This is a genomic window from Nostoc sp. DedQUE04 (genome assembly GCF_034530995.1).
Lineage (GTDB): Bacteria > Cyanobacteriota > Cyanobacteriia > Cyanobacteriales > Nostocaceae > Nostoc.
Genome location: NZ_JAVRCA010000017.1, coordinates 1 through 16,611, shown reverse-complemented (window position 1 = coordinate 16,611; position 16,611 = coordinate 1). Strand labels below are relative to the sequence as shown.

Annotated in this window: 15 protein-coding genes; 5 read left to right on the top strand and 10 right to left on the bottom strand. The window is 43.1% G+C overall.

Features of this window, described 5'->3' with window-relative positions:
* Positions 1 to 14 precede the first annotated feature (14 nt).
* On the bottom strand, positions 15 to 2,708 hold the full coding sequence (locus tag RM049_RS14425; protein ID WP_322704636.1) for an HD family phosphohydrolase: 2,694 nt from the start codon (positions 2,706 to 2,708) through the stop codon (positions 15 to 17).
* Here RM049_RS14425 and RM049_RS14420 point away from each other — a divergent pair.
* Positions 2,661 to 2,825: a hypothetical protein gene (locus RM049_RS14420; protein WP_322672928.1), complete on the top strand. Its 165-nt coding sequence runs from the start codon at positions 2,661 to 2,663 to the stop codon at positions 2,823 to 2,825. The genes RM049_RS14425 and RM049_RS14420 overlap by 48 nt on opposite strands.
* Before the next feature lie 109 nt (positions 2,826 to 2,934).
* On the opposite strand, the gene RM049_RS14415 is transcribed toward RM049_RS14420, so the two are convergent.
* The 4 genes from RM049_RS14415 to topA all read right to left on the bottom strand — a co-directional run bounded on the left by RM049_RS14415 (position 2,935) and on the right by topA (position 7,634).
* The gene (locus RM049_RS14415; protein WP_322704635.1) at positions 2,935 to 3,876 is read right to left on the bottom strand and encodes an ADP-ribosylglycohydrolase family protein; all 942 of its coding nucleotides are present in this window, start codon (positions 3,874 to 3,876) and stop codon (positions 2,935 to 2,937) included.
* A 79-nt stretch (positions 3,877 to 3,955) separates the two neighbouring features.
* Positions 3,956 to 4,420 (bottom strand): type II 3-dehydroquinate dehydratase, encoded by a 465-nt coding sequence (gene aroQ / locus RM049_RS14410; RefSeq protein WP_322704634.1) that lies wholly within the window; start codon positions 4,418 to 4,420, stop codon positions 3,956 to 3,958.
* Positions 4,421 to 4,427: 7 nt separating this feature from the next.
* Positions 4,428 to 4,568 (bottom strand): hypothetical protein, encoded by a 141-nt coding sequence (locus RM049_RS14405; RefSeq protein ID WP_012410890.1) that lies wholly within the window; start codon positions 4,566 to 4,568, stop codon positions 4,428 to 4,430.
* A 414-nt stretch (positions 4,569 to 4,982) separates the two neighbouring features.
* Positions 4,983 to 7,634 carry a type I DNA topoisomerase gene (gene topA, locus RM049_RS14400; protein ID WP_322704633.1) on the bottom strand — a complete coding sequence of 884 codons (2,652 nt, stop codon included), beginning with the start codon at positions 7,632 to 7,634 and terminating at the stop codon, positions 4,983 to 4,985.
* A 517-nt stretch (positions 7,635 to 8,151) separates the two neighbouring features.
* Between topA and RM049_RS14395 the strand changes: the two genes are divergently transcribed.
* Entirely contained in the window at positions 8,152 to 8,445 is a 294-nt protein-coding gene (locus tag RM049_RS14395) for a hypothetical protein (protein ID WP_322672895.1), read from the top strand.
* Entirely contained in the window at positions 8,432 to 9,544 is a 1,113-nt protein-coding gene (locus RM049_RS14390; protein WP_322704632.1) for a DUF6745 domain-containing protein, read from the top strand. The genes RM049_RS14395 and RM049_RS14390 overlap by 14 nt, the downstream gene beginning before the upstream one ends.
* Positions 9,545 to 9,668: 124 nt before the next feature.
* Here the strand turns inward: RM049_RS14390 and RM049_RS14385 are convergent, their stop codons facing one another.
* The 4 genes from RM049_RS14385 to RM049_RS14370 form a co-directional block, all read right to left on the bottom strand.
* A complete protein-coding gene (locus tag RM049_RS14385; protein ID WP_322704631.1) occupies positions 9,669 to 9,998 on the bottom strand; it encodes a sensor histidine kinase in 330 nt (109 codons plus the stop codon).
* A 45-nt stretch (positions 9,999 to 10,043) separates the two neighbouring features.
* Positions 10,044 to 11,345, bottom strand: a complete 1,302-nt coding sequence (locus RM049_RS14380) for a dihydroorotase (protein ID WP_322704630.1) — start codon at positions 11,343 to 11,345, stop codon at positions 10,044 to 10,046.
* Between the two features lie 277 nt (positions 11,346 to 11,622).
* Entirely contained in the window at positions 11,623 to 12,987 is a 1,365-nt protein-coding gene (locus RM049_RS14375; RefSeq protein ID WP_322704629.1) for a histidine phosphatase family protein, read from the bottom strand.
* Between the two features lie 274 nt (positions 12,988 to 13,261).
* Positions 13,262 to 13,450, bottom strand: a complete 189-nt coding sequence (locus RM049_RS14370; RefSeq protein ID WP_322672903.1) for a hypothetical protein — start codon at positions 13,448 to 13,450, stop codon at positions 13,262 to 13,264.
* A 23-nt stretch (positions 13,451 to 13,473) separates the two neighbouring features.
* Here RM049_RS14370 and RM049_RS14365 point away from each other — a divergent pair, with 23 nt between their 5' ends.
* Positions 13,474 to 14,667 carry an aminotransferase class V-fold PLP-dependent enzyme gene (locus RM049_RS14365; protein WP_322704628.1) on the top strand — a complete coding sequence of 398 codons (1,194 nt, stop codon included), beginning with the start codon at positions 13,474 to 13,476 and terminating at the stop codon, positions 14,665 to 14,667.
* A gap of 71 nt (positions 14,668 to 14,738) precedes the next feature.
* Positions 14,739 to 15,824 (top strand): glycosyl transferase, encoded by a 1,086-nt coding sequence (locus RM049_RS14360; RefSeq protein ID WP_322704627.1) that lies wholly within the window; start codon positions 14,739 to 14,741, stop codon positions 15,822 to 15,824.
* Positions 15,825 to 16,191: 367 nt separating this feature from the next.
* Here the strand turns inward: RM049_RS14360 and RM049_RS14355 are convergent, their stop codons facing one another.
* Positions 16,192 to 16,500, bottom strand: coding sequence for a hypothetical protein (locus RM049_RS14355; protein ID WP_322704626.1), 309 nt, complete (start codon positions 16,498 to 16,500; stop codon positions 16,192 to 16,194).
* Positions 16,501 to 16,611 lie beyond the last annotated feature (111 nt).

Here is a 16,611-nt window from a genome sequence, read left to right as displayed (position 1 = left end):
TCTTAGATATCGCATTACGAATTCCGCGCAGCGCTACTAGTCTTCAACTTAGGATAAGCAATGCGTTTGTGATGAAATTGCTGCCAAACATCCACAAATATCTGGGCAATTTGTGACATCTCTTCCCGTTTTAGTCCTGAATCTACGAGTTGATTGTCTTGCCACTTGGCACGCAGGATATTATTGAGCATTGCTAAAGCTTGTTCTGTGGAGACATCTTTAACCGATCGCTTTTCTCCCCCAGATTTAGCCGATGCTTGCAGCGATCGCAGCGCTGCTTCGCAAGAATCTGCTAACATGACAATTCCGGTTTCCCGTGATTGGGGAATTGGGCCATCGTAACGAAAGTCTGCGTCGTCTACAGTTAAACTTGGATCTGACTGAGCCATTTGCTGGGCTTGGTGATGGAAATAAGCAATCAGCATCGTTCCCTGATGCTCTGGAATAAAAGCTTGAATCGCCGTAGGTAAAAGGTGTTTACGCGCCATTACCAACCCTTCACTTACGTGCTTTTTGATAATTTCTGCACTCTTCCAAGGATCTTTAATCTCTGTATCGTGTTTATTCGGCCCCCCCATTTGATTTTCAATAAAGCCAAGAGGGTCGTGCATTTTGCCAATATCGTGATATAGTGTCCCAGCCCTGACTAGTTCAACATTGCATCCTAATTCTTTTGCAGCAGCTTCAGCAAGGGTAGCTACAAGCAGCGTATGTTGAAAAGTTCCCGGAGTTTCAGTCGCGAGTCGTTTTAATAAAGGGCGGTTAGGGTTCGCCAGTTCTGCTAGGCGAATTGGGGTAACTAAATCAAAAACTTTTTCTAGATAAGGACTCAAACCCAAGGCGATAACACTCCAGCCTAAGCCGGATAAAGCAAATAATCCCGCTTCTTGGAAGACAATATACCAGGTTGAACCAAATATTTGACCAATTAAGATTTTAACAAACAGGTAAATGCCACCTTGAGTTAAGGCGATCGCAACGCCTAATAATGCCAATTCTTCACGCGATCGCAATCGTTGGGCAATATAACTACCTAATATTCCTCCTCCGACACCAGCTAAAAGCGCAGCCTTGCTCATATCCAAACTAATGCCTAATATCGGCCACAGCAGGCCGACAACTGTCAACGCCAAGGTGGGGCCGTAAAAGCTTCCTAACAATAAACCAAGGGCGCTCCAGGTGGTATAGGGCAATCCGATGACGATTACTCCTGGCACACTCAGAGTTAGCAGTAATACTAACAGGCGATCGCGTTGTCGCAATTCGTAATCAATATGGCGTTCTACCCAGACAAAAATACCAATAGCGATCGCAATAATGCCTCCTAACTTCACCAACTCCTGCCACTTTACCTCCCGGCGAATCAGGCGATAATGCTCCAGCACCTCAAAGTCCCATGCAGTAATCTGCGCTCCTCTTTTGACAATCACCTCACCATGCCGTACCTTCACCATCACAGGTGGCACAACAGCCGCAGCCTTTTGAGCGTTTTGTCTAGTTTGTTCTTCATCTTTTTGCAGATTCGGCTTGAGTACAGCTAACAACAGATTCTTTGCCAAAGTTTCAGCAGATTCTGGTACAAAGGTCTGTAATTGTAAACTCACCGCATCCTGTAAGATATTTTTTGGTAGTCCCTGTGGAATCCCTTGGGTGAGAATCCGTTCTGTACTCTGATGGATTCCCCATTGTGTTTTTTCCCATTCCACATCTGACAAATCTAAAAGTAGAGATTCCTCGTATACTGCTTCTGCACCAACAGTCTCTAACTGTAGAAGTTTGGCAGTGGCTTGGGTATATCTTTGGCGTGTTTGAGAAATTTTGCCAATTAGTAAAGACAAGTTTTTCTCAGAAGTTGTGAGACGGTAAGATTCTAGTTCTGCTACTCCTTGAGTAAAATCAGTGTTTTGAGAAAAATCTACTGGCTCTGTCTTCTTTGAACTCTGGGAATCAGATTTGGATGTGATGCTCCCCTGGCGTTTCTGATTGGATGAAGCGGTAGTTTGTCCGATTCCCTTCTTCTGCTGATTGTTACTATTTTCTACAGCCGATAGCAGTGCTTGCCATTCCAAGTCAGGACAAGAGCGGAGGTAACGTTGGCTAGAAATGGATAAAACTACAGGATCGAAAAAAGGAAAAGCTCCAGCAACAGCGCGAATTTCGTTGCCATCATCTAGAAGTTGTTGCAAATTTTCGTTAATTTTTTCGTTGATTCGCGCATCAAGCATCAACACCTGTAAGGAGCTTGTGCTGACGGCTTTGCGCTCGGCTTCAGTTTTTTTCCGATCTTCGATGCTAGCTGTGTAAGGCGCTGTAATCGTTTGGGGCGCGGGATGTCCTACTTGGAGTTGAGTCTGATTGTATAATTTATGACCAATAATCCCTGTAAGGGACACTACAGCGATCGCCAAAATCACCGAGTAACGCTGTTTATATGCCCAATCTAAACCGACTGTACAAATACTACTCTTAATCTTGACAGATTTTGCCTTTGACCTTAGCGCTCTTTCTTGTTTTCGGCGTTCGCTTTTCTCATTGGTTTTTGATAAAAATAGGAATACATTCTTGAGCATAGTCCTTAGAAGTTCCCTTCTATGGGTTTTACCTTTGGGACTTCTTATTAACTTTCCTTTACGGCGTAGTGTTTTGTACTGTCGCCGCCAGTGAGTCAATTGCTGGTTCAAGAACTGCAAAAATTGATGCATTTTCATTATCTCTACCTGCAATTGCCGACTTTGATAGCTCAAAAAAGACAATCATCAGGAAAGTTCGATCTGCGGCTGCAACTTGGTAGCGGGGGCTTTTTTATTGCTGATTTACCACAATAGCTAGCTACAAAATCAGTCCGAGGGTTTACTGAAAAATTCTAGTATATGAGATTAATACACGGTGGCGGAAGTTTACCTACTTTTAACCCCTTATCTGGTTAATTTAAGATTAACGCGACCGAATAACGCGAGGAGCTGCGTAAACTGAAAGCAAAGCCACCTCACATCCCTCCTCTGTTAACTCTTTTGGGTTTAAGGTAAGATTATACACTCCTGACCACACCCCCACAAATGCATCGGTCAATTCTAACACTTGGGAAAAGCTAGTTAATCCCCATACTGGAGAATTCCTCTGCAAGAGCAATTGCCAATTTACGGGAATTCCACCTATCCCGTTATATGCTCCCGACAAAGCACCAGTAATTGCACCTGTAGCCTGTGAATTTAGAAGCGTAGCACCTTGCAGTTGATAATTGTGATTGTGAGTAGCCTGTAAAACTGTTAGGCGAAAGTCTTCTAAGGTACTCAAAAAGCAGTAAAATGCCATAGCAATACTGTTACTGAGTTTTTCTTCCTTAGCAAACTCGGCTTGGGCTGTTGATAATCCAGCCCCTTGCTCTAATAAAGTCTGGACTCTTAATAATTTTTTTGGTATTGATGTCGGTGTTTCTCCGATAAAAGAAATTGTTTGTGGGATAAGAGTTAGAGGGTCAAGTTTTTCAGTTAGGGCAAGAGCGATCGCATATCCTACTGCTAGTGTTCCATCCCTGATTACTGGATCATCCTCCCAGATTTTCAGCACACGCAGCAAGTTTTGTCGGAGCTTAATCGGATTTTCGTGAAAAAAAAGTGCTACTGGTAATGTGGCAATAATTATTTTTATCGAGATGTCATCAGTTGGGACTAAATGAGGAGATTCTTCTTGCTGACGCTCTATCCAATCATCTAAATCTAATCTACCCAAGGCAATCAAACTCTGGATACCCAGAATTGCTACTCTGCCTAAATCTGGGTAACTCTCAAACTGTACTTTACCACTAGGAGCTAAACTTCTTCCCAGGAATGCCCCAAGTAAAGTTCCTTTAAACCGACTTATAGGAGAGTAACGCATAAATTATGTAGTTAAAAGTGAGGAGTTAATGAAATATTACTAATTCCTAACTTTACTACCAACTCCTAACTCCTAACTCCTAACTCCTAACTCTTAAATGTTCTATCAAAGCTTGTAAGCCCAATAAGTAACTTTGAACGCCAAAACCACTTATTTGCCCGATCGCAACTGGGGCGATATAAGAATGATGGCGAAATTCTTCCCGGCGGTAAATATTACTCAGATGTACTTCCACTGTGGGCAAGTTAACAGCAGCGATCGCATCTCGCAAGGCCACACTTGTATGGGTGTATGCTCCTGCATTAATCAGAATTCCCTGATGTTGCCCTAACGCGCCATGAATACTATCTACCAAAATTCCTTCATGATTTGACTGCAAAGGAAAAACTTTCGCCTGTAATTTGAATGCTTCTTCTTCTAACAGGCGGTTAATTTCATCTAGTGTCAGCGAACCATAAATTCCTGGTTCTCGCTGTCCTAGCAAATTTAAGTTTGGCCCGTGCAGTGCCAGAATACTTAAGGGTTGTAACGCCGACTTTACCACTGTGGGGTTAGTGGCGACGGCGCGAGCGATCGTTCACAGGAATCGGAATCAGTTCCGGTTCCGGTTCAGCCTCTGGCCCTAATAGGCTTTCAATTAACCTACGAGCTAATTCCTTAAGCTTTTCCAGCACCTTTTCTATATAGTCCATGAACCGATCGCTCCTGAGATACTACCTCAATTTTTGATTAACAGGTACGCAGAAAAAAACATACTTTCGCACCTCTGGCTTCCAATCGGGCTGATACACAATCTTGCATTTGGGCCCGCATTTGGGACATAAGCCACTTCTAAAATTTAGCGTTGTGTTTTCCCTTACTTTTTAGAGTATCACACTTGAACCTAATGAACTGTATCCTATCAAGGATGGATATCAAGGGTCAAGAGTTAAAAATCGGACTTTAGATAGACTATTGAGTAGGAATTTTAGATTTTAGATTTTGGATTAAGAGAATTTTGAGATTCATGCCTTGCCCGTTATGGGCGAAATAAATCTCAAAGACACGCCTTTGTCGCTAACGCTACGCTAGCGTAAATCTAAAATCCAAAATTGTTTGACTTACCACTAGTTTTCTGTACCCTTTTTCTTTGCAGCGGTTGTTGATGATTTCGCAGTTGACTTAGATTTGGAAGTCGTTGATTTACTCGTTTTGCGAGTCGATTTTCCGGTCGATGTCTTAGCTGCCAACAAGTTCAGCGCCGCCGCCAGGGTTACATCTTCTACCGTTTGACCTTCTGGGATACTGACATTAGTTTTGCCATGCTTGATGTAAGGGCCATAGGGACCATCGTAGATGTTAATTGTTTCTCCATCTTCTGGATGCGTACCTAATTCGCGTAAGGCTGCCTTTGACTTGCTGTTGGTGGAACTGCGCCCCTTTTTGGGTTCGGATAATAGTTCCAATGCACGTTCTAGGTTAATTGTCAATACGTTATCAGCAGCTTTCAGAGAGCGGTAGTCTTTCCCCTCCTTACCCTGGTCATGAACCACATAAGGGCCAAAGCGTCCCAAACTTGCTTGAATTTTGCCGCCAGTAACTGGATGAACTCCTAATGTCCGAGGTAGTGCCAATAGACCAACAGCCATTTCCAGGGTAACGGTTTCTGGGGTAACACCTTTGGGTAGGGAGGCTTGTTTCGGTTTGGGGTTTTCGTCGGTTTTGTCACCCAATTGCACATAAGGCCCGTAAGCACCAATTTTCACATAAATCGGTTCGCCAGTTTCGGGATGGCGACCTACCTGGTCAGGGCCTGTGATTTTTTGCCGCAGCAATACTTCTACCTGTTTGGGGTCGAGGTCGGCTGGTGTCAAGTCTTTGGGAATTGAGGCGGTGATCACCCCCTCACCGTTTTCGACTTCAATGTAGGGGCCATATTTTCCAATGCGGACTTTGGCATCTAAATTTTCAAGTTCTACAGTCCTAGCTTTGGTGGCATCAATCTGACTTTCCTGCTCTTTTACCAGCGTTTCCAGTCCTTTGTCTCCCAGATAGAATTGCTGCAAGTAGGGTAGCCATTTCGCTTCACCTGTGGCAATGTCATCTAGGGTTTGCTCCATCTTCGAGGTAAAACTGGGATCGACAACGTCCGGGAAATGTTTTTCCAGCAAGTCGGTGACGGCAAAAGCGGTGAAGGTAGGAATAAGAGCGTTACTCACTAAATGGGCATAACCTTTGTCGATGATGGTGCCAATGATGCTGGCGTAGGTACTGGGACGACCGATACCTTCGCTTTCTAAGGTTTTCACTAAAGTTGCTTCGGTGTATCTAGCTGGCGGTTGGGTTTCGTGTCCAACTGCTTCCAGTTCTGTACAATCGGGGCGATCGCCCACTTTCAGATTTGGTAAAATTACTTCCTGGTCTTCCAGTGCTGCTTCTGGGTCGTCTGAACCTTCGACGTAGGCACGTAAGTATCCGGGAAATTCAATCCGTTTGCCAGAAGAACGGAATCCAGCATCCTCGACTTGCAATTGCACGGTAATTTGAGTTTGCCGGGAATCAGCCATTTGACAAGCAACAGTCCGCTTCCAAATCAAATCGTAAACGGCAAGTTCCCGACCGCCCAAACCAGTTTCTTGGGGGGTGCGGAAGGTGCTACCCGCTGGACGAATTGCTTCGTGCGCCTCTTGTGCGCCTTTGGATTTGGTGGTGTATTGCCGGGGTTGGGGACTGAGGTATTGTTGACCGTAGAGCTTTTCTACACAACTGCGAGCAGCTGCGATCGCTTGATCTGACAAATGCACCGAATCTGTCCGCATATAGGTAATATACCCTTGCTCGTACAAATTCTGGGCAACCCGCATCGTGTCACGGGCTGAGAGACGCAGTTTCCGGTTAGATTCTTGTTGCAGTGTCGAGGTGGTGAACGGTGGCGACGGTTTGCGCGTCACTGGGCGTTCTTCGATGTCGTTAACATTCCAGGTTTTCCCAGCTAGGCGTTCCTTGAGGGCTACCGCTTGTTCTTCGTTGAGTAACAAGACATTACGACCTGCGGTAATTTGTCCGGTTGTGGCATCAAAATCGCTGCCGTTAGCAATTTTGGTTCCTCCCAGTGTTACCAACTGGGCAGCAAAGGGGGTTTTTTCCTTTGACAAACTAGCTTTCAAATCCCAGTATGTACCCTCATGGAAAGCGCGGCGTTGGCGTTCCCTAGTAACTAAAAGCCTCACAGCTACAGATTGTACCCGCCCAGCAGATAATCCCCAGGCGATTTTTTTCCATAGCAGAGGAGAAAGGGTATAGCCCACCAGTCGATCTAAAATCCGCCGGGTTTCTTGAGCGCGAACCAACTGCTCATCGATATTGCGGCAATCTTTCAGAGCTTTTTTGATCGCCTCTTGGGTAATTTCGTGAAACACCATCCGCTTAGTCGGAACTTTCGGCTTCAGTAGTTGGTATAAATGCCAACTAATGCTTTCACCTTCCCGGTCTTCGTCTGTTGCCAGAATCAGTTCATCTACATCCTTAAGGGCATCTTTGAGCTGGGTAACAATTTTCTTTTTGTCTTTCGGGACAACATATACCGGTTCAAAGTCGGCGTCCACATTTACCCCTAGCTGTGCCCATGATTCCCCTTTGACGGCAGCGGGAATTTCACTAGCCGACTGGGGTAGGTCACGCACATGACCCATAGATGCCTCCACCCGATAGCCTGCTGGCAGGTAGTTGCGAATGGTACGAGCTTTGGTTGGAGATTCGACGATGACGAGAGTTGACATGGAAATTTCAATAAAAAGAAGAGCTACTAAGCTAAACAGTCAAATTGAGGTAACTTTTACAAATTGTCAAGATAAATGGTCACGCTTAGGGCGGTGATTTAATCCTCACATAAACTGCCTGCTTGGGAGAAAATCCGCTGAACTTAATGCCCAGTCTGTCCCAGAGGATAAATGAGGATACGCTGGGTGTGAATTTCCAGCTATTTCAATCTTTAACTTATCTAACGCATAATTGGCGACTACAGTTTTCAAAATATTCTTTAATTGGGAAATTGGGCATCGGGCATGGGGCATTGGGCATGGAAGATGAGAAAGCAAGGAACAGGGAGACAGGGAGACAAGGTGACTTGAGTGAGTACTTATAACAAGTCTTTCTCCTTATCCTTCCTCTTCACAATGCCCAATGACCCATGCCCCATGCCCAATGCCCCACTTTAATAAAGCTTGTGCCAAAATTAAACCAAACTTGAGAGGAAAAGCGAAGTAGCATTTATACCTATATCAGGAAAGCAAAACTATGCAACCAATTCGTCAGGGTGATGTTATCTTACTACCTGTGCAGCAGGTTGAAGGACAAAAAATACCTCACTTAACTTTGGCAGAAGGCGAAGTTACGGGGCATAAGCATCGCATTACTGAGGGAAACGCCGAATTATACGAGAAAGATAGCACACTTTATTTACGTGTGTTTTCAGAGTCGGCATTGCTTGCCCATGAGGAGCATAAAGCTATTTCTATTCCCCAAGGTGATTGGATAGTGAAAATTCAACGGGAATACGAGCCTGAAGGTTGGCGATATGTCGCTGATTGAAAAGTTAACGCCTGAGCAAGAGGCTTTGATTCCAGTTTATCGGGAGAAGTGGAGAGCGATCGCGCTTTCAACTGAGCGGATTGATCGTGAAAAAGCGGCGCAAGCGGTCAAAGCTACTTATGTTTTGATTGGTATGGAAGAACCTGAGATAGTTTTTTATGATAGCCCGAATGCTGCTTTGATAACTACTTTAAGCAAATTATCACAAGAACTTGGTAGCAGTTGGGTTGGCAGTAGTTGGGATGGTTCGGATGTGTGGGGGGAATTATGTATTTATGAACTACCGCCTGCAAACGTATGTAACGACCTAGAAGATGAATTATATAAACAAATTGATGACGAACTTTATTCTCTACTGTGGTTTGAATTAAAAACGAAACTAGAGAATAGTTTGAATAATTGTAACCATTGCTGGGAATTGTGGAGCGAATTAGACAGAGAACTGGAAAGTCAACTACAACTTGAAGTGGAAAATGCCAAGGATGACTGCATTCACTATGAAATATTAGCTTGCGGTGCAAGTTTAAATGATTTTTGTATTTCGGTTTTGGATTGTGTATACGATCCAGTGAAATGGAATTCGTTTGAGTCAGTAGTCAAAGAGTGCGGCTGGATTTTCGCAGGTAAATATATTTGTATAGTATGCGATCGCCCCCTTCACCTACGCTTCGACAATCAAAATCGCCTCCACGCTGAAGGCGAACCCGCCATTGAATTTACCGATGGATATAGCTTGTACTGCTATCACGGCGTAACCTTGCCTGAAAAATACGGTAAAATCCACCCTCAGCAATGGCAAGCTGAATGGCTTTTATCAGAGAAAAATGCCGAACTACGGCGAGTATTAATTGAGGGTATCGGTTACGCTAGAATTTGCCAAGAACTCCAAGCTATTGAATTAGACAACTGGCAAGAATATACACTATTAAGAATTGATAAAAATGTGGATATCGAGCCGATTTATTTATTAAAAATGACTTGCCCTAGCACAGGGTTTATTCACGCCTTGCGAGTTCCACCTAATATGAACTCAGCGCGTGAAGCGATTTGTTGGGTAAATTGGGGCGTAGATCCAGAAGAATTTGGTGTGCAAACATAATTACTGAAAGGACTTCCCCATTTAGAAATTGTTCAAATAAGTAATAACAATCCATTCATGCTAGATGTCACATTAGCAGAAAGGACATACTATAAATTCTTAAATGCAATAACTTGAGAGTTAATTATTTATTTTTGAGTAGTACAGTGAAGATACTACCATTTGGATAATTATCTTCAATAGTAATTGAACCGGAATGGGCTTCGATCGCCATTTTGCAGAAAGCCAATCCTAAACCAATTTGCGAAATTTCTGGTATCGGAGTTCCAATTTCATACTTCTCGAAAATGATTTGTCGTAACTCCAGACTTACTCCCGAACCAGAATCAGCGACTTGCACTTTTACACCGCCTGCTGCTAAATACTCTCCCCGTAGGGTAACTTGAGACTTGGACGGGGATAACTTAATGGCATTGGAGTTAAGTACATCTAAATCACTTACCAATATAACCACAACAAAATAGCCAAGTTATTCTTCAGTGGTTTTAAGTGCGCTTTTTTAACACCAGATTTGCACAACATGACCCTGCAACTGTTGTCCTAACCAAGGTGTATTTTGTGAAAGTGTATAAAGACTTTTACGTTCGACTTTCCAGGTTTGCTGGGGATCGAATAAAGTAAGTTCCGCTGGTTGATGAGGTACGATCGCACTTACTTTTTCTCCCAAACACTCTGCTGGATTGGTACTCAATGCCCGCCATAATTCTAAAGCTGTAAATTCCTCAGTTTCAACGAGATATTGCCATAAAAGAGGTAGTGCTAATTCTAAACCAATTGCTCCTGGAGGCGCTTCGGCAAAGGCTTGGACTTTTTCTTCGTAGCTGTAGGGTGTGTGATCGATCGCGATCGCATCGATTACACCCGCACGTACCCCTGTACGTAACGCCGCCATATCACTGGGATTACCTAAAGGCGGATCTAAATGCAAGCTGCTGTGATAACTCTTAACTGCTTTTGTATCAAGTAAAAGGTGCATCCAGGTGGTGCTGGCGGTGATGGGTAAACCAGCCGCTTTAGCTGAAGCAATTAATTCCACGCTGCGAGCTGTGGAAACACGCATGATATGAACTGGTGTGCCGATGGTTGCAACCAATTCAAGCATAGCTGCGATCGCAGTTGTTTCAGCGCTGGTGGGTATTGGGGGTAAACCAAAACGGAGAGCATTTGTCCCTTCTCTCATTACACCATTGGCTGTTAACTGGCGATCGCTAGGCCAAAATGCTACTGGTTTGCCCAAAGGCTGGAGATACTCTAACACTCGCCGCACCAGCGCCAAATTTTCTAAGGGCTTACCATCAGTAAAACCAACAACTCCAGCAGACGCTAAATCTGCCAATTCCGTCATCTGCTTCCCAGCAACATCTACGGTGATAGCACCCCAGATATGAAGCAGGGGAGACAAACTCTTCTCTGCCCCTCTGCCCCTCTGCCCCTCTGTCCCTCTGTCCCTCTGCCCCTCTGCTCTCTTGTGCTGCAATGCCACAAGTGCAGGGTTATCAATAACTGGGGATGTATCGGGTAAAATACTAACTCTAGTAAAGCCGCCAGCAGCAGCAGCTTGTAAGAAAGACAAGAGGGTTTCCCGTTCTTCAAAACCAGGTTCACCAGAGTGGCTGTACAAATCGACTAACCCAGGGCCGAGAACTAATCCCTGACAATCTTTGATTTGAGTATCGGAACTGATGTCAGAAATGTGCGAAGCCACTTCTCGGATATAACCATCAGCAATCAGTACATCAAAGAGTTCGTCAATTTCAGAAACAGGGTCAATTACTCGTACTTTTTGCAGCAGTTCAATCATAAAAGTTTTAGTTATGAGTTAGGAGTTAAGTAGGTAGTCATAATTAAACATAAAGTAAAATCCTAGTTCGTAGTGAGCGATTCATCGCTCAAAGAAAGGATTATAGGACTAAAGTCCTTACTACAAACTTTAATTTATTTACGTCTAGCTACTTATGAGTTATTTGTTTTTTAGTCATTGCTTCTAACTTTATTGCTCACTCCTCACTCCTCACTCTTCACTCCTTCTAACTTTTCACTCAGCACGGGCTAAACGCCCCGCTTTCCGCTAACAGCACTCACAACGCTCCCGCTGCTGTTTTATCTAGTACGCCTCCACCAAAGTGATAAGTGATATTCATCGCTTGCAGTACTGGTAAACCATCGATTCCAGCAGGGTAGTCGATAACACTGACTGCACCATTACCCTGACGAAAACTCCAGAAGTTTTCCAGCGATAAACCCAGAACGTGACAAAGCAAAGTTTTGTTAGTAGCGTCATGAGCCACTACTAATACAGTTTTGAATTGATTATTTGATGCTGCTTGCAGAATTGATTGCCAAGCTGCAACGCTGCGCTCCCACACCTGTTGCAAATTCTCCCCTTCAGGCATTTGCACTTGCGTTGGTATCAGCCGCCATCGCTGCAATTCTCCCGGAAACTCTTGCTCTATCTCTGTTTCTAATTTTCCTTCCCAGAGACCATGACTGATTTCTCTTAAACCATCTTGCAATTCTAACTTTACATTCGGATGCCGTTTTAAGATAATCTCTGCTGTTTCTTTAGGGCGCAGCATTGTGCTACTTACAGCATTATCAATTGCTACTTCTTGGAGAAATTCGCTTGCTTTTTGTGACTGTTGTCTACCGTTATCGTTAAGGGGGACATCAATTTGTCCTTGAAACCTGGTTTGGCGATTCCAGTCGGTTTCACCGTGACGCACTAGTAACAATCGTACTCCTTGATGATCCGGTCGCAATGAAGGTAGAGTTTCTCCGGTGTGTTGCGTCTGATTTAAGGATTCTAGCTGGACTGGTTCGCCCAATGCTCCAGCAAAATTTAATACGGTGATACCACAGTTAGATTGCTGTATTGAGTGGTAGCGACTGGGAGGGATTCCTAACGCTGTGCTAATCAAAGCGCGATTGATTCCGTTATGTCCGACGATGAGAATGGTTTCGCCTTGATGTTGAGACAAAATTTCTTGCCAAAACTGCCGTGCTTGTTCGTATAAAGCAAGAACGGGAAAATGTTCTCTTGTTCCTTCTGCATCATTAAGCAGCATTCGCAGTTCGTCGGGGTGTTGATGCCAAGTGCGGTAGTCTTCAGCAAATTTCTGCTTGACTTGGGCAGTCAGCAATCCTTCCCATAAAGGTAGGTCGATTTCTAGTAGCAAATCAGAAACTTGAACTACAGCAGATTTTTGAGCATGAGTAGCTAACTCATTATGGATAATATCTGCTGTGTGTTTCGCTCGTTGTAAAGGACTACTGTAAATCGTATTAAATAAGATATTGCTGAGGGCTTTGCCTACTAGACTTGCATCGTTACGACCTTTTTCGGTTAATGTTGACGCATCAGTGCGTCCTTGGATGCGCCGCTCGGTGTTATAACCGCTTTGACCGTGGCGCACAATGATGACCTTTAAAGTTTTATTTTTCAAAAGCTTCAGCCTTATTTTTACAAAAAATACTCAATTAATGCTCAAATTAATTAATTAAGTGCATAGTTACACATTAAAAGTATAGATTTATACTCATTTTTAATGCTCAATATATGCTCAGATTTATCTTACTTCCTAATTACTCCAAGTAATACTCTGAGTTAAAATGACTCCTTACAGTACAAGCATTCTAGCCATCTTTGTCATCAGGGCATTCATTCTTATCTGTTAATAGTTCCATCCTTTGACTGTAGATGGTAGACTGGAGGCAATTCTAGACATGAATAGGGATATCGTGAGAGTCATTATCACTCACTATTGATAATAGATTGGGTGCGATCGCCGGAAATACGATCGAAGATGTAATCCATGAAGTCTTGTATCCAGCATTGCCAGTCGGGCGGATACCGTAACGTCGGCATGAGAAACGGTCAAAATACTTTTGAATATCAATAGCCTGCAAACAGCAGATATCCCTTGTAAATTATGACTAGTATTTCTGCATCACCAATCAAGCTGCATCGTCATCGAGAGCAATTTCCCGCTTTAGGGAATAAGGCTTATTTTAACTATGGAGGACAAGGGCCCATGCCCCAAAGGGCAATGGATGCGATCGCCCAAACTCAAGCTTACGTTCAGCAAATAGGCCCCTTTGGCAATGAGGCGTTTAGCTGGATAGCACCTCAAACTCAAGCTGCTAGAGTTGCGATCGCTTCGGAGTTAAATGCACCATCTGAAACAATTACTCTCACTCAAAATGTCACTGTTGGCTGTAATATCGCCATGTGGGGCATTGAATGGCGGGCTGGCGACCATCTGCTACTCTCAGACTGCGAACACCCAGGCGTAATTGCTACAGCACGAGAAATCTCGCGGAGATTCTCTGTAGAAGTTACCACTTGTCCCCTAAAAGCGACTTTAAATGAGGGCGACCCTGTAACCATCATTGCCCAGCACTTGCGCCCCAATACCCGCCTAGTAATATTGAGTCATGTTTTCTGGAATACCGGTCAAGTTTTACCTCTGGACAAAATTGCCGAAGTATGCAGAAATAATCATTCTGCACTATTAATAGATGCTGCCCAATCTGCTGGTTTATTGCCTTTAAACTTGACTGAATTGGGAGTAGATTTTTATGCTTTCACTGGTCATAAATGGTTATGTGGCCCTGCGGGTGCTGGCGGCTTGTATGTTCGCCCAGAAGCACGAGAAAGCCTAAAACCTACGTTTATTGGCTTGAATGGTGTTGTTGTAGATAGTCAATCTCAACCTGTAGATTGGCTTCCAGATGGGCGACGATACGAAGTATCTACATTAGCTTATCCGTTGTATCTTGGTTTAAAGGAAGCGATCGCAATTCATCAGCAATGGGGAACGTCACAGGAACGTTATGAGCAAATTTGTCATAACAGTGAGTACCTCTGGCGACAATTGACGGCGTTACCTGATATTAAATGTTTGCGAACTTCCCCACCTGAAAGTGGTATAGTCTCCTTTCAACTTGCAAATAATCAGCCTCAAGCTCATTTGAAGTTGGTGCAATTTTTGGACTCACAAAAAATATTAACTCGGACAATTGCCGATCCTAGCTGTATACGTGCTAGCGTCCATTACTTTACTTTAGAATCGGAAATCGACCAATTGATTGAGGCGATTCAAAATTTTTGCAAAATTAATTAAAAGTTATCAGTTGTAAGTTAGCGTGTATAAATTATGATTTTAACTCCTAACTCCTAACTCCTAACTTAAAAATGGAACGCCCAATCTTATACTTAGCCATAACTAACCACGGCTTTGGTCATGCTACCCGCACGGCTTCTGTAGCTGCAACAATTCAAAAGTTATGCCCAGAAGTTCTGCTAATTGTGGTGAGTACTGCCCCACGCTGGCTGTTAGAGTGCTATATAGAAGGCGATTTTATTTATCGTCCTCGTGCATTTGATTTGGGTGTGGTGCAAACAGATAGTTTGACAATGGATAAAGTAGCGACTTTAGAAAAGTTGCTCGATATTCAGAAGCATCAAAATTCGCTGATTGCCTCAGAAGTGAATTTTATCCGCCAAAATCGCGTCGATCTTATTTTGGCAGATATTCCCTTCCTCGCTCCTGGGTTTGCCAAAGCTGCAAATATTCCCTGCTGGATGATGAGTAACTTTGGTTGGGACTTTATCTACCGAGATTGGGGAGGCGAATTTACCGCAGTTGCAGATTGGATTAGTGATTGGTATTCAAAGTGCGATCGCCTGTTTCGTCTTCCTTTCCACGAACCAATGCCAGCTTTTAATAATATCACAGATGTCGGCTTAACAGGCGGTTCCCCCCGTTACTCTCCTGATGATTTACGTTCTTTTTGGGGAATAACTGCACCAGTCGAAAAAACCATTTTGTTGACCTTTGGCGGGTTGGGTTTACAGCAAATTCCTTATGATAACTTACAGCGATTTCCAGATTGGCAATTTATCGTATTCGATCGATCTGCCCCTGATTTACCTAATTTATTGAAAATTAATGACCGCAAATACCGCCCTGTAGATTTTATGCCTATTTGTGGCCGAGTCGTCTCTAAACCTGGTTATAGTACTTTTTCGGAAGCCGCAATACTAGGAGTACCAATTGTCACTATACCGCGTGAAGACTTTGCCGAAGCAACTTTTATAGTAGAAGGCATAGCTAATTATAATCACCATCAAATTATCACCCCATCTGAGTTTTTTCAAGGAACTTGGAATTTTCTCCATGAGTTACCCCAACCTTCAAGGCAATCTCAACCAATTGCTAAGGATGGTAATGAAACTATAGCTCAAGCTGTTATCAATTATTGCCAGATTAAAAGATAGTAGATAATATTCCTCAGAATAGATGAGATTGGCTAATTACTAACAAAACTTATCCCCAGGGCAAACGCATCTTCTTTACTAATAAAAACTAAAAAAGATTTCAAAAGAATATAAATAATCCTAAAAGTTGCTATAATCTATATTTAAATGCATTCGCCCTGGCTTTTACCCAAATTACCTACTTCTCAATTCTTGACTTCAATTACTAAAACTACTGCTATATCTACTTTATACATTTTCACTCTTTTATTAAAAAAGATATGACTAATGCGTAGCCATTCGTCATTATTTAGGTGAGTTTGCTCTGAGCGCTGAACAAATTTCACAAATTCCTGTGTTTGCAGGTTTTGGACAAAACAATTATTTGTTAACGTTTCTGGTAAATATGAAACTTTGACAGTAAAAAGTTTTTCATAAGTTTTTTATTCCCTTCTATGCCAATCTGTTCAAATCCAGACTGCTCCATCAATTCTTTTGTTTTATTGCTATCAAGAATTAACAAATCAGCAGTTGTATCGCTGATTATTTCACCATTGTTTTCTCCGATCCAGAGATACTGCTTCTTAACGCCTGTATCTGTTTTTGAAACTTTGACCTGATGGATTATATCTCCTGGTAATTTCTCTACCCTATCTATATGCATACCTTGAGCGCTCAGAACCAATAGACCATTCATTTTGAGATGTTCAGCGACACGCCTTAATGCTATTACATTATTTTCAATCCTATTAATACTATAGGAATCCTATTTGATTTTTGAAAAAGATTACGAGATAATACGGATGAG